This is a genomic window from Bradyrhizobium sp. HKCCYLS2038, from assembly GCF_051167655.1.
In the GTDB taxonomy this organism is placed as follows: Bacteria; Pseudomonadota; Alphaproteobacteria; order Rhizobiales; family Xanthobacteraceae; genus Bradyrhizobium.
On the sequence record NZ_JBNPTM010000012.1, the window covers coordinates 146,815 to 160,445 of the forward strand.

The window sequence follows — 13,631 nt, forward strand, 5'->3', positions numbered from 1 at the left end:
TTCACACCATCATCATCACGGGGTTTTCGATCAGCTGCTTGAAGGCGCCGATCAGCTCGGCGCCGAGCGCGCCGTCGATGGCGCGGTGATCGCACGACAAGGTCACGCTCATCATGCTGGCAATCTCGATCTTGCCGTTGCGCACCACCGGCCGCTCCTCCGACGTGCCGACCGCAAGGATCGTCGCATGCGGCGGGTTGATAACCGCCGTGAAGTGCGTGATGCCGTACATGCCGAGGTTGGACACGGCCGTGGTGCCGCCCTGATATTCCTCCGGCTTCAGCTTCCGGGTCCGCGCGCGCGCGGCAAAATCCTTCATCTCGTTCGAGATCGCCGACAGCGTCTTGGTTTCGGCCTTGCGGATGATCGGCGTGATCAGGCCGCCGGGCATCGCCACCGCAACGCCGACGTCGGAATGCTTGTGCTTGACCATGCCGGCTTCGGTCCAGCTGACGTTGCAGTTCGGGATCTTCTGCAGCGCGACTGCCATGGCCTTGATGACGAAGTCGTTGACCGAAATCTTGTAGAGCGGCTTCTTCTCCTTGTCCTTCGGAGCGGCCGCATTGATCTCCTCGCGCGCGGCCAAGAGCTTGCCGATGTCGCAGTCGATCGTCAGGTAGAAGTGCGGGACGGTCTGCGTCGCTGCGGTCAGGCGCTGCGCGATCGTGCGGCGCATGCCGTCATGCGGGATGACCTCGTAGGAGCCCGGCTCGAACAGCGCCAGGATCTGCTTGTCGGACATCGACGGAGCTGCTGCAGGAGCGCCCGCGGCGGGAGCAGCCGACGGCGCGGCTTTGAGGCCCTTACCGGACTTCGCATCCTCGACGTCGCGGGCGACGACGCGACCATGCGGGCCGGTGCCGGTGATGCGGCCGAGATCGATGCCGGCATCCTTGGCAAGGCGGCGCGCCAACGGCGACGAGAAGATGCGGGCGTGGCCGTTGGCCTGGGGCGCAGCCGCAGGTGCGGCTGGCGCAGGCGCGGCGGCCGGCATAGCCGCGGGTGCAGCAGCAGGCGCCGGCGCCGCGGCGGGAGCCGCTGACGCAGTCGGCTTGGCCTCAGGCTTCGGCGCTGCCGGCGCGCTGCCGGACGCCTTCACGTCCTCGCCTTCGCCGGCGAGCACCGCGATCACGTCGTTGACCGGCACGTCCTGCGTGCCCTCGGGCACCAGGATCTTGGCGAGCGTGCCTTCGTCGACCGCCTCGACTTCCATCGTGGCCTTGTCGGTCTCGATCTCGGCGATGACCTCGCCGGACTTGACCTGGTCGCCTTCCTTCTTGAGCCAACGAGCGAGGTTGCCCTTCTCCATCGTCGGCGACAGCGCGGGCATCAGAATGTTGATCGGCATGATCAGTGACCTTGTTTCGACCTGGGGCTGGTGGTGCCCGTATCAGTCGGCCGAGCCAGCTCGGCTTCGAACATCTCGACGATGCGCTGCAGCGCCTCGTCTTCGGAATACTCGCTCTCGCGCGCATAGGCGCGCGCAGCATGTCGGGCCACGTCGACCAGGAGCAGCCCCCACACGTCCGGCTCCTCGAAGGCGCGCTGGAAGGCGATCGAGAGCCCGCCATCGAGCACGAAGGCGCGCAACACTTCGGTGGCGTCCTCGCGGCCGACGACGTCGGGCGGCAGCGGCTGCTCCTTGGGTCCGGCCATCTGGGGGTCCCTTAGCGGTAGCACACGGATTTGGCCGCCCGCACGACATCAGCAGCCGAGGGCAGCGCCAACTTCTCGAGATTCGCCGCATACGGCATCGGCACGTCCTTGCCCGACACGCGCGTGACCGGCGCATCGAGATAGTCGAAGGCGTGCTCCATGATGCGCGCGGCGATCTCGGCGCCGACGCCGCTCTGCGCCCAGCCCTCTTCCACCGTGACCGCCCGCCCGGTCTTCTTGACCGAGGCGATGATGGTCTCGGTGTCCATCGGACGCAGCGTGCGCAGGTCGATGACCTCGGCCTCGATGCCCTCCTTGGCGAGCTCATCGGCGGCCTTCAACGCGTAGGTCATGCCGTTCGACCAGGCGATGATCGTCACATCCTTGCCGGCGCGGGCGATGCGCGCCTTGCCGATCGGGATGATGTAGTCGTCGAGCTTCGGCACCTCGCCGGAGTGACCGTACAGCACCTCGTTCTCGAGGAAGATCACCGGGTTCGGATCGCGGATCGCGGCCTTCAGCAGGCCCTTCGCATCGGCCGCGGAATACGGCGCGACGACCTTGAGGCCCGGAATGTGCGAGTACCAGGACGAGTAGTCCTGGCTATGCTGGGCGGCAACGCGGGCGGCGGCGCCGTTGGGCCCGCGGAACACGATCGAGCAGCCCATCTGGCCGCCGGACATGTACAAGGTCTTGGCCGCGGAGTTGATGATCTGGTCGATCGCCTGCATCGCGAAGTTGAAGGTCATGAACTCGACGATCGGCTTCAGGCCGGCCATCGCCGCACCGACGCCGATGCCGGCGAAACCGTGCTCGGTGATCGGCGTGTCCATCACGCGGCGGGCGCCGAACTCCTGCAGCAGGCCCTGGGTGACCTTGTAGGCGCCCTGATACTCTGCGACCTCCTCGCCCATGATGAAGACGTCGCCGTCGCGGCGCATCTCCTCTGCCATCGCGTCGCGCAGCGCCTCGCGAATGGTCACCGTCACCATCTCGGTGCCGGCGGGAATTTCCGGATCGGGCTGCGCCACGGCTTGCGGCGCGGCTGCAGAGACGGCCGGCGCCTCGGCGGCAGCGGTCGGTGCGGCTTCAGCGGCCTGCTTGGCCGGCGCGGCCACCTTGCCGAGATCAGCGGCCGTCTCGCCATCGGCGAGGATGGTTGCGATCGGCGTGTTGACCGCGACGTCGGCGGTGCCTTCGGGAATCAGGATCTTGCCGAGCGTCCCTTCGTCGGTCGCCTCGACTTCCATCGTGGCCTTGTCGGTCTCGATCTCGGCGATCACGTCACCCGACTTGATCGCCTCGCCTTCCTTCTTCAGCCATTTGGCGAGGTTGCCCTTCTCCATCGTGGGCGACAGCGCGGGCATCAAAACTTGAATTGGCATATCAGCTCCAGGAATATCAGCTTGCGCGCTCAGCGATAGACGTCGGTGTAGAGCTCGGCGGGATCCGGCTCGGGATCGGCCTGCGCGAAATCGGCTGACTCGTTGACGATCTTGCGCACGTCGGCGTCGATCGCCTTGAGGTCCTGCTCGCTGACCTTCGCCGCCAGCAGGCGGTTGCGGACCTGCTCGATCGGATCCTGGTCGTGACGGACCTTCTCGACCTCCTCACGGGTCCGGTACTTCGCCGGGTCGGACATCGAATGGCCGCGATAGCGATAGGTCTGCATTTCCAGGATGAACGGGCCCTTGCCCTCGCGGCACCAGGCCGCGGCCCGCTCGCCGGCGGCCTTGACGGCGCGCACGTCCATGCCGTCGACCTGCTCGCCCGGGATGTTGAAGGAGATGCCGCGCTTGGAGAAGTCGGTCTGCGCCGAAGCGCGCGACACCGCCGTGCCCATCGCATAGCGGTTGTTCTCGATGACGTAGATCACCGGCAGCTTCCAGAGCTCCGCCATGTTGAAGCTCTCATAGACCTGGCCCTGGTTCGCCGCGCCGTCGCCGAAATAGGCGACGCTGACCGAGTCGTTGCCGCGGTAGCGGTTGGCCAGCGCCAGACCGGTGCCAAGCGAGACCTGGGCGCCGACGATGCCGTGGCCGCCGAAGAAGTTCTTCTCCATGCTGAACATGTGCATGGAGCCGCCCTTGCCCTTGGAATAGCCGCCGCGGCGTCCCGTGAGCTCGGCCATGACACCCTTGGCATCCATGCCGCAGGCCAGCATGTGGCCGTGATCGCGATAGCCGGTGATGACCTGGTCGCCGTCCTTCAGCGCCATCTGCATGCCGACCACGACGGCCTCCTGGCCGATGTAGAGATGGCAGAAGCCGCCGATCGCACCCATGCCGTAAAGCTGACCCGCCTTCTCCTCAAAGCGACGGATCAGCAGCATGTCGCGCAGCGCAGCCAATTCCTGTTCTCTGGTGAATTCCGGCGGCGGGCCGTTGTCTCTGTCCTGCCCGTGTTCCTTTGCGGCGGTTTTCTTGGGTGCGGCCATGGCAATTCCGGATGAGAGAAAAAGTAGCTTTCTCTAACTCAACTCCATGGCACGTCAAAGGACTGCGTGAACCGCCATTCACTTTGCCCGTGCCGCACTGCAGCGAGCACGAAATAATCGAATGCGAGGGGCAGCGATTTTGAAATCCTGATGCTGCTGCGCGCTTATGTGGCAGCCATCATCGCCCGCGGCGGTCACCTCGACGTCACTGCGGGCGATTAATGCGGATCAGGTCGTGCGGGTTGGCATAGCCGAGCTGGAAGCGCGCGCGCTCGTCGAGCATGTCGGGATCGACCCGGTCGGAGCGCAGCAGCGACACCCGCTTCTCGCCCTCGGCCCGCTCCTGCTTCAGCCGGACCAGCTCCGAGGTGAGCGACACGATCTCCTGGTCGAGCTCCTGCCGGGCATTCAGGCCATAGCGGCCGGTGTAGGCGTTGATGCCGAAATAGCCGACGATGGCCGCCGCCATCGTGTAGAGGGCGAGCCCGGTGAGAAAGGATTTCAGGCGTGCGCGGGAGACCATGGCCGGGAGAATGTAGGCAGCCCGGTTAAGGAATCGCTAACCCTGCCGGCGCGGGTGAGCGGCCCCGGTCTTGAAGCCAATCGGGGCAAGGCGCGCTGGCACCCCTGCCCCGATCATACCGGTCATGCGCTTGGCGACTGCGGTCCGCGCGAGCGCCGCATGCAGCCCGAGGTCTCAGCCGTTCTGCTTGGCGACGAAGGCTGCGAAGGCATCGAGATATTGCAGCAGCACCGGCTTGAGCGACTCCTTGGTCAGCTCGCCCTGGCCGTCGAACGCATCGCCGACGCCGTTCAGATAGATCTCCGGCTGGCCCATGATCGGGCCGGAGATGCCCGGCATGATGTTCTGCAGGTGCTTGGCCGCAGCGACGCCGCCGAGCGGGCCCGGCGAGTTCGAAATCAGGCCGACCGGCTTGCCGAGGAACGAGCTCTGTCCATACGGGCGCGAGGCGATGTCGATCGCGTTCTTCAGCACGCCCGGGATCGAGCGGTTGTATTCGGGCGTCAGGATGAGCACGCCGTTCGACGCCTTGAGCTTGTCACGCAGCGCGAGCCAGTCTGCCGGCGGGTTGGCCTCGAGGTCCTGGTTGAAGAACGACAGGCCTTCGAGCGTGACCACCTCGATCTTGAGGCTGGCGGGCGCGAGCTTCGCCATCGCCTTCGCGATCTTGAGCGTGAAGCTCTCCTTGCGGAGACTGCCGACGAGCGCGACGATCGAATACGGGGCGGGCATGAAAGCATCCTTCTGCGTTGAAACCGTAGGCGGACCTTAAGCGCTCCGCGCGATTTCATGCAAGTGCATGAACATCCACCGCCAGGAAACGCAGTGTTTCCCGAACGCGCGGCCCGGCGATCACGGCCCGGCCAGTCACTCAACGGTCACTCAATGTTGAAGTAGGCGCCGGGGCATTCGTTGGTCACGGTCGTCGCGATCGCCTGGGCCTGCGGCGAGGTCGGCTTGGGCACGGCGACGACCTTCCATCGGCCGGCCTTGTTCAGCCAGAATTTGTGGGTGGACGTTGCGATCCGGCGTTCGGAATATTTGGTGGCTGGCCACATCATGATGAACTTCGGCTTCGGCGGCGGAACCTCCTGCCATGTGCCGAACTCGTAGAACGGCATGTACCACAGATGCCATTCGATGGCCTGAAACTCGTGATGCGCGACGACCACCTGGACGACGGAGCTTCCTTTCAGCCACGTCGATCCGAACTCGGAGGGTGAGATCAGCTGACACCGCGTATGCAGCGGCTCCTGGACGTGGAGCAGATCATACTTCTGGTTCGATGACAGCAGACCGGCCGAGGCCGGCGATCCCGCATTGGGATCGTTCGCGGCCGAGGCGCAGATCGGCACATCGGACGGGCCCTGCCCGGTCCAGGGGTTGTGGCTGCAGGTGATGTGGCGCGACAACGTTCCGCCGGTGGTCGTGGCGGTTTCCTCGGCGAGACCTGTTTCGCGGTCCCAGGTGCCGGTGAACTTGGTCGTCTTGGTCGGCGGACAGGCCGTGGTCGGACCGGACGTCCACCAATGCGTCGCTTCGAGTTCGTAGAATGAGTAGCGGGGTTGCGGATAGTGGACCGCCTTGGCGCCGGTGAGCGCGTGGTGCGCAACGCAGCCCCATCCCTTGGTGTCGAGCCAGCAGACCAGCGGATAGCTTTCACTGGGCCAGCATCCCGCGCGGGCCGGCGACGACAAACTGACTGTGAGACCCATGATGGCCGCGGCCAGAAGGAACGGACGCATGATCTCCTCCGGTCCATGATGCTGGCTGAGAAAGCTGCGCCCCGCGAGCCCCGATCGCCTTGATCGGTATCAACCCTGCCGCGATCCGAAGCCCCGCCGCACCCTGGGCGGTGGCGCTAGCGGACCGGCTGCTCGCGCAGAATGCGGGTGAATTCCGCCACGGCCTGATGCGTCAGCCAGATCGCCTGGCCGTCGACCGGCTGCGACCAGCTCGACAGCTTGGCGATGACGGTCCTATTGGCGGCGTCGACGAACAGGTTCTGGCCGTGAATGCCCATCGCGAACAGCAGCTGCGGCTGGTCGTTGGTGACGTACCAGCCGCTGCGATAATGCATGTTGCGGCTGACGGCCGCGAAGCTGTCGCGCCATTGGCCGTCCCGCCAGGCCTTGATATCGCCGTTGTGCCTGATGTCGTCGAGCCAGGCCTCGGAGATGATGGTCTGCGAGCCGCGGCGGCCGCCCGAGAGCATGAGCTGGCCAAGCCGGGCAAAGTCGCGCAAGGTGGCGCAGAAGCCGCCGGTGCAGCGCGGGGCACCCTTGCGGTCGAGGGTGATGAAGGCCTCGCCGCTCGCCCCCATCGGCTTCCACAGCAGAGCGCCGACGAGGCTCGCGAAGCTGCGGCCGGTGGCGCGCTCGATCGCCCATCCCAGGAGATCGGTGTTGGACGAGACATAGCTGAACGGGCCGCCATGCGGCTTCGCCTGGGCGCGCATCGTCGCATAGAAATCGTGCAGGTTCGGCGTGGTGCCTTGCGCGACCGGCTCCCAGCCGGCGGCGTCGGCATAGGCCTGCAGGCCTATGCCGTCGAACACGATGCCTGCGCGCATGTCGAGGAGCTGTCGGAGGGTGGCGCCGCGATAGGCGGTCTCAGTCACCTCCGGCACGTAGCGCGTGATCTCGGCGTCGATGTCGAGCTCGCCGCGCCCGGCGAGGATGCCGGCCATCAGGCCGGTGATCGACTTGGTCGCCGACATCAGGATGTGCGGCGTGTCGCGATCGGTGCCGCCGTCGTAATGCTCGAACACGATGCGGCCGTCGTGCAGGATCAGGAGCCCGTCGGTCGCCGTCGCCTTCAGGAAGCCGTCGAGATCGAGCGTGCCGCCCTTGGGCAGCCGCAGGCTGAACTCATCGAACGCAACCGGGCTCGCCGGCAGCGGCCAGGCGCTGCCCGGCGCGCTCTCGATGTCGGCGACCGGCAGGATGGACCGGATGTTGTGGAACGCCCAGCGGCTGAACGGCGCGCTGCGCCAGTTGGAGAGATCGGCGCGGGAGGAAGATGGTGCAGTCGACATGCGGGGCCCTGTGGAATGCGTCCGACATAGGCGTTCGCGGCCGCGACGGAAAGCCCGGAACCTCTCCGGACAAACGAACAGGCCGCCCAAAGGCGGCCTGGCACTCTCTTTCCTCCGTCATTGCGAGAAGCGGAGCGACGAAGCAATCCAGAGTCCTTGCTCGGCCCTGGATTGCTTCGCTGCGCTCGCAATGACGAGAAACTTACAGCACCGGATTCCACGGCGCCGGGATCAGCCGGTAGCGCGGGCCATCCTTCTCGACGTAGCCCACCGAGGGGAAGGAGAAGTGGAAGCCGATCACCCTCGCCTTCTCGGCCGCGGCCATGTCGTAGAACTTGTGCCGTGTCTCCTGCGCCATCGCGGCGTCGGTGTCGAACATCACGTGCCAGTCGGGGTTGCGCAGGAACAGCTCGGGCACGTTGGTGACGTCGGCCTGGATCAGCACCTTGGCGTTGCCCGAGGCGACGGCGAACGAGGTGTGGCCCGGCGTGTGGCCGGGCGTGCCGAGCGCAGTGACGCCCGGCGCGACCTCCTTGTCCCACTCGTATTGCGTGACCTTGTTCTCCAGCCCGCCGAACACCTTCTTGAAGTTGGCGAAGTTGCCCTTCATCAGCTCGGTCTCCGCCTTGGCGGCATTCTCGTCGCTATTCCAGAACGCCCACTCCTTGGCGGGCACCTTGATCTCGGCATTCGGGAACGCCAGCGAGCCGTCGCCGAGCTTGAGGCCGTTGATGTGGTCGCCATGCATGTGCGAGAGCACGACGACGTCGATGCTCTTCGGATCGACGCCCGCCGCGGCGAGGTTCTGCAAGGTGCGGCCGACCGCGCCCTTGCTGGCCTCGAACGCGCCGGCGCCGTTGCCGGTGTCGATCAGCACCAGCTTGGAGCCGGTGTTGATCAGCTGCGGATTGAACGGGATCGTGATCATGCCCTTCGGCATGTAGCCGCCTTCCGCGGCCGCGAGCGCATCCTCCTTGGGCGTATTGACGACGAACTTGTCGGGCATCGGGAAGGTGCGCGCGCCGTCATTGACGGAGGTGCATTCGTAGTCGCCGACCTTGTAGCGGTAGAAGCCCGGCGCCTGCGCGCCGGCCGGCGCCACGGCCGCGCGGGCCTCGCTGCCGAGCAGTTGCGGCAAGCTGCCGGCGGCCCCGGCGAGGGCCGCACCGGCGAGAAATCGACGGCGATCGATGTTAGTCATGACAATCTCCTCAGCGCATACGCGGCAGACACCGCCCCAAAACCAAAACGGCGCGGATTGTCTCCGGCCGCGGGCCAAACGCAAGCCCGTCCGCAACGTCTGAGGAGCGACGTTAGGTCACTTAACTTTGTTGGGGTCGATAAGGAATTTTTCGCCAGTTGCCCGTTTGGCGTACGCGGCGAGGTTGGCCGGATCGAGCGTCTCGACCAGGGAGATCACCTTCGTGTAGTGGCTCGCGAACGTCGTCTTGAGCTCGTCGACGACCCGCTGGCGCAGCCGTTCGCCATCCGCCCGGCCGATCTTCATCAGGAACGGAAACAGCAGCCAGCCGCCGACGCCCCAGGTCATGCCGAAGCTTCGCGTGATCTCGGTCGGGCGCGTGTCCAGGCCGCCATAGATGTAGACCTGCTTGTGCACGGCCGAGCCGTAGCGGCTGTACGGATGCTTGCCGGACTTGTTGATCGCTGCTTCCATCGCAGTGAGGATCTGGCCGGCGAGCTTGCCGCCGCCGATCGCGTCGAAGGCGATGGTGGCGCCGGTCTCGACCAGCGCCGCGGTCAGCTCGTCCATGAAATCAGGCGAGGTCGAATCCACGACGTATTTGGCACCGATGCCGCGCAGCAGCTCGGCCTGTGCTGCACTGCGCACGATGTTGACCAGCGCAATACCGTCCTTGAGGCAGATCTTGTTGAGCATCTGCCCGAGATTGGAGGCGGCCGCGGTGTGCACCAGCGCCGTATGGCCCTCCCGCCGCATCGTCTCGGTCATGCCGAGCGAGGTCAGCGGATTGACGAAGCAGGAGGCGCCCTCTTCCGGCGTCGTGCCCGCCGGCAGCGGCAGGCACTCGGAGACCTTGAGGCAGCGGTACTGGCTGTACATCGCGCCGCCGATCGCAGCGACCGTGCGCCCCATCAGCGCCTTGGCGGCGTCCGACGAGCCGGTCTTGACCACGACGCCGGCGCCCTCATTGCCGATCGGCATCGACTCGTCCACGCGGGCAGCCATCGCCCGCATCCCGGCTTCGGGCACCTTCGCCGTGATGACGGGACGGTCCTTGGTGCCGGAAACCTGCACGGTCGACAGATCGGCGGCTCCGACGAGCAGGCCGAGATCGGACGGATTGATCGGCGCCGCCTCGATGCGCACCACGACCTCGTCCGGCCCGGGCTCCGGGGTCGGCACGTCCACGAGCGACAGCTCGAGCTCGCCGCTGCGCTTGATCAATGTCCGCAGCTGCAGGCCTTGTGTCTCGACGCTCATGCGTGCCTCCCCTGTTTGCTTCAGCTGCGGCTCAGGCCAGCGCCTTCAGCGCGTAACGGCCGGCGTAGCGGGCCTGGGCGTCGAGCTCCTGCTCGATGCGCAAGAGCTGGTTGTACTTGGCGGTGCGGTCGGCGCGCGCCAGCGAGCCGGTCTTGATCTGCCCGCAATTGGTGGCGACCGCGAGATCGGCGATCGTCGAATCCTCGGTCTCGCCGGACCGGTGCGACATCACGGCGGTGTAGCCGGCCTTGTAGGCCATCTCGACCGCGGCGAGCGTCTCGGTCAGCGTGCCGATCTGGTTGACCTTGATCAGGATCGAATTGGCGCGGCCGTTGCGGATGCCGTCGGCGAGGCGGTTGACGTTGGTGACGAACAGATCGTCGCCGACCAGCTGGCACTTGTGGCCGACCAGGTCGGTCAGCTCCTTCCAGCCGTCCATGTCGTCCTCGGACATGCCGTCCTCGATCGAGCAGATCGGATAACGCGCGACGAGGTCGGCGAGGTACCTGGCCTGCTCGGAGCGCGAGCGGGACTTGTTCTCGCCCTCGTAGACATACTTGCCGTCCTTGAAGAACTCGGTCGCGGCGCAGTCGAGCGCCAGCATGACGTCGTCGCCGGCGGTGTAGCCGGCCTTGTTGATCGCGGCCATGACGAAGTCGAGCGCGGCGTCCGCCGACGGCAGGTTCGGCGCGAAGCCGCCCTCGTCACCGACATTGGTGTTGTGCCCGGCCTTCTTCAGCTCACCCTTCAGCGTGTGGAAGATCTCCGAGCCGCAGCGCAGCGCTTCCGCGAAGCTCGGCGCGCCCACCGGCATGATCATGAATTCCTGGAAGTCGATCGGGTTGTCGGCATGGACGCCGCCATTGACGATGTTCATCATCGGCACCGGCAGGGTGCGCGCCGAGGTGCCGCCGACATAGCGATACAGCGGCATGTCGTAGGAGATCGCCGCCGCCTTGGCGCAGGCGAGCGACACGCCGAGGATGGCGTTGGCGCCGAGCCGGCTCTTGTTCTCGGTGCCGTCGAGCTCGATCAGGATCTGGTCGATCTGGACCTGGTCGTGCGCCGACATGTCGCTCAGCGCCTCGTAGATCTCGTCGTTGATCGCCTCGACCGCCTTCATCACGCCCTTGCCGAGATAGCGGTGCTTGTCGCCGTCGCGCAGCTCGACCGCCTCATGGGCGCCGGTCGAGGCGCCCGAGGGAACGGCGGCGCGGCCGACCGAGCCGTCCTCCAGCACGACGTCGACCTCGACCGTGGGATTGCCGCGGCTGTCCAGGATTTCGCGGCCGATGATGTCGACGATGGCGGTCATGAGGTCCTCTTGCGGGCTTTTCGGGTGGGCATTGCTGCGCCGCTTCTACCGCAAGCCCGGGGGTCCGAAAAGGCCAACTCGGGTCGAAGTCGGTAGAAGTCGCGGCCAAATCACGAAGCGGATGACGCAGGGGGCGCGATTGGCTAAACGGACGCCAGCTGCGACAGGTGACACGAGATATGGCGAAAACATCCAAGCCCACCAAGACATCGGCCGGCCTTCAGCTGGGACGCGCGGTGGCGGCCCCCGACAGCCCGGAGGCGGCGACGCTGGACCGCGTCCCCAATCCGCAGAAGGACACCGACTACCTGGCCCGCTTCACCGTGCCGGAGTTCACCTCGCTATGCCCGGTAACGGGACAACCGGACTTCGCCCACCTCGTCATCGACTACGCCCCCGGCCCCTGGCTGGTCGAATCCAAGTCGCTGAAAATGTATCTGGCCAGCTTCCGCAACCATGGCGCGTTCCACGAGGACTGCACGGTCGCCATCGGCAAGCGCTTGGCCGCCGAGATCAAGCCCAAATGGCTCCGCATCGGCGGCTACTGGTATCCCCGCGGCGGCATCCCGATCGACGTATTCTGGCAGACGGGGAAGCTGCCGAAGGGGTTGTGGGTGCCGGACCAGGGCGTGGCACCGTATCGTGGGCGGGGGTGAGGGATCAGGATTGCACGTTCCCAACGCACCATGCGACGTCCTGGAAACACCGGAACGAACGTTAGAAGAAAAATGAGCAATATGCCGCTTGTTCGCAAACCGGAGCGACTCTGTTTTAACTAGCATTTTAAGCTGCAAGTCTTCCTTGCTTGCATGAAGCGTCGAAAAAAACAAATGCCTGTCTTTCTTGAAGGGATCGCACTAGCAAACTTTCGCGGCATCGGGCCGGAGCTTCAAGCGCTCGGGCCGTTCAAGACCTTCAATTTCTTCGTTGGTGCGAACAACGTTGGCAAGTCGACTGTCCTCAACGCGATCCACCGCCACTTTGGGTCGACAGAGGAGCCGAAGTTTACGGCTCTCGACGCGTATACGGGTGTGAACACAGGACCAATGCAATTTCGCGTTGGAGTGCTCAAGGAGACGTTTGAATCCACCATAGTGAAAGCGATAGGCGATAGTCGGATTCGTCTTCAATATGGGAGTGACCACAGAACTAGCGACCTTGTTCACAACATCTGCGAGGAACTAGCAGCCCCAGGTGACGATTTGATCTGGATACCAAAAAATATTGATCAATCTCTAGTGGGGTCCGTTCGCGGCGCGCTTGTTGACGGTTTGTGGCGTCAACTGTGGTCGTTTATATACAAGGGCGCCACTAGTGGATCAGTGACTGATGACTGGATTCCTGATGTTCTAAAAACCTTTTTCGAGCTTCAAAAACACCGCCCCCGCCCGGTCAGCAGATTTATTCCTACACACCGACAAATCGGCCCAGCATCGCAGTCATTTGCTGATTTTAGCGGCGCCGGCCTTATCGACCGCCTCGCCGAACTTCAAAGCCCAGATCACGACAAGCGCCACGAGTTCGAAGTCTTCAAGAAGATAAACGAGTTCTTGCAAACCGTAACAGGACGCCGAGAAGCAAGGATCGAAATTCCTCACAATCGAAATCATGTCCTCGTTCATATGGACAACAAGGTCCTGCCGCTTGCTAGCCTAGGTACCGGAATTCATGAAGTTGTAATGATCGCCGCTTTCTGCACTATAAGCGAAGAGAAAATTGTTTGCATCGAGGAACCCGAAAGTCATTTGCATCCGCTGCTGCAAAGGAAGCTGATCTCGTATTTACAGGAAAAAACGTCTAACCAATACTTCATCGCCACACATTCAGCCGCCTTTATCGACACACCCGGAGCAGGAATTTTCCACGTCACCAACGATGGAGTTCAAACGAGAATCAAGGAATCGGTCCTCCGCAAAGAACGTGACCTTGCCCCTCGGGCTTAATCCAGTTTGAAGTTCGTTCTGGCCCCAACGAGGACCAGAGCATGAAGCGCAGCCGCTTTACGGAAGAGCAGATCATCGGGATTTTGAAGGAGCACGAGGCTGGCGTTCCGGTCGCCGATCTGTGCCGCAAGCATGGCGTGAGCGACGCCAGCATTTACAAGTGGAAGGCCAAGTTCGGTGGAATGGACGTCTCGGAGGCCAAGCGGCTGAAGACGCTGGAGGACGAGAACACGCGGCTGAAGCGGCTGCTGGCGGACGC

14 protein-coding genes are annotated in these 13,631 nt (G+C 64.5%); 3 read left to right on the forward strand and 11 right to left on the reverse strand.

Annotated elements, in window-relative coordinates:
* Position 1: 1 nt before the first annotated feature.
* From ACQR1I_RS33500 to eno, 11 genes are all read right to left on the reverse strand, one after another.
* Positions 2–1,348, reverse strand: coding sequence for a pyruvate dehydrogenase complex dihydrolipoamide acetyltransferase (locus tag ACQR1I_RS33500; RefSeq protein ID WP_434870594.1), 1,347 nt, complete (start codon positions 1,346–1,348; stop codon positions 2–4).
* Positions 1,349–1,350: 2 nt separating this feature from the next.
* Entirely contained in the window at positions 1,351–1,656 is a 306-nt protein-coding gene (locus ACQR1I_RS33505; RefSeq protein ID WP_434870593.1) for a DUF5076 domain-containing protein, read from the reverse strand.
* A gap of 11 nt (positions 1,657–1,667) precedes the next feature.
* Positions 1,668–3,041, reverse strand: coding sequence for a pyruvate dehydrogenase complex E1 component subunit beta (locus tag ACQR1I_RS33510; protein ID WP_434870592.1), 1,374 nt, complete (start codon positions 3,039–3,041; stop codon positions 1,668–1,670).
* Between the two features lie 29 nt (positions 3,042–3,070).
* Positions 3,071–4,093, reverse strand: coding sequence for a pyruvate dehydrogenase (acetyl-transferring) E1 component subunit alpha (pdhA, locus tag ACQR1I_RS33515; RefSeq protein ID WP_434870591.1), 1,023 nt, complete (start codon positions 4,091–4,093; stop codon positions 3,071–3,073).
* Positions 4,094–4,298: 205 nt separating this feature from the next.
* A complete protein-coding gene (locus ACQR1I_RS33520; RefSeq protein WP_434870590.1) occupies positions 4,299–4,616 on the reverse strand; it encodes an FtsB family cell division protein in 318 nt (105 codons plus the stop codon).
* 174 nt (positions 4,617–4,790) lie between these two features.
* Positions 4,791–5,348, reverse strand: coding sequence for an NADPH-dependent FMN reductase (locus ACQR1I_RS33525; RefSeq protein WP_434870589.1), 558 nt, complete (start codon positions 5,346–5,348; stop codon positions 4,791–4,793).
* Between the two features lie 146 nt (positions 5,349–5,494).
* Entirely contained in the window at positions 5,495–6,361 is an 867-nt protein-coding gene (locus ACQR1I_RS33530) for a hypothetical protein (protein WP_434870588.1), read from the reverse strand.
* Positions 6,362–6,477: 116 nt separating this feature from the next.
* The gene (locus tag ACQR1I_RS33535) at positions 6,478–7,653 is read right to left on the reverse strand and encodes a serine hydrolase domain-containing protein (RefSeq protein ID WP_434870587.1); all 1,176 of its coding nucleotides are present in this window, start codon (positions 7,651–7,653) and stop codon (positions 6,478–6,480) included.
* Positions 7,654–7,855: 202 nt separating this feature from the next.
* On the reverse strand, positions 7,856–8,854 hold the full coding sequence (locus ACQR1I_RS33540) for an MBL fold metallo-hydrolase (RefSeq protein WP_434870586.1): 999 nt from the start codon (positions 8,852–8,854) through the stop codon (positions 7,856–7,858).
* A gap of 117 nt (positions 8,855–8,971) precedes the next feature.
* On the reverse strand, positions 8,972–10,114 hold the full coding sequence (locus tag ACQR1I_RS33545) for a zinc-binding dehydrogenase (RefSeq protein ID WP_434870585.1): 1,143 nt from the start codon (positions 10,112–10,114) through the stop codon (positions 8,972–8,974).
* A 31-nt stretch (positions 10,115–10,145) separates the two neighbouring features.
* Entirely contained in the window at positions 10,146–11,429 is a 1,284-nt protein-coding gene (eno, locus tag ACQR1I_RS33550; RefSeq protein ID WP_434870584.1) for a phosphopyruvate hydratase, read from the reverse strand.
* 179 nt (positions 11,430–11,608) lie between these two features.
* Here eno and queF point away from each other — a divergent pair, with 179 nt between their 5' ends.
* The 3 genes from queF to ACQR1I_RS33565 all read left to right on the forward strand — a co-directional run.
* On the forward strand, positions 11,609–12,085 hold the full coding sequence (queF, locus tag ACQR1I_RS33555; protein WP_434870583.1) for a preQ(1) synthase: 477 nt from the start codon (positions 11,609–11,611) through the stop codon (positions 12,083–12,085).
* Between the two features lie 174 nt (positions 12,086–12,259).
* Positions 12,260–13,372 (forward strand): ATP-dependent nuclease, encoded by a 1,113-nt coding sequence (locus tag ACQR1I_RS33560; protein WP_434870582.1) that lies wholly within the window; start codon positions 12,260–12,262, stop codon positions 13,370–13,372.
* Between the two features lie 41 nt (positions 13,373–13,413).
* The coding region (locus ACQR1I_RS33565; RefSeq protein ID WP_316197067.1) for a transposase at positions 13,414–13,631 on the forward strand (218 nt) is incomplete at its 3' end.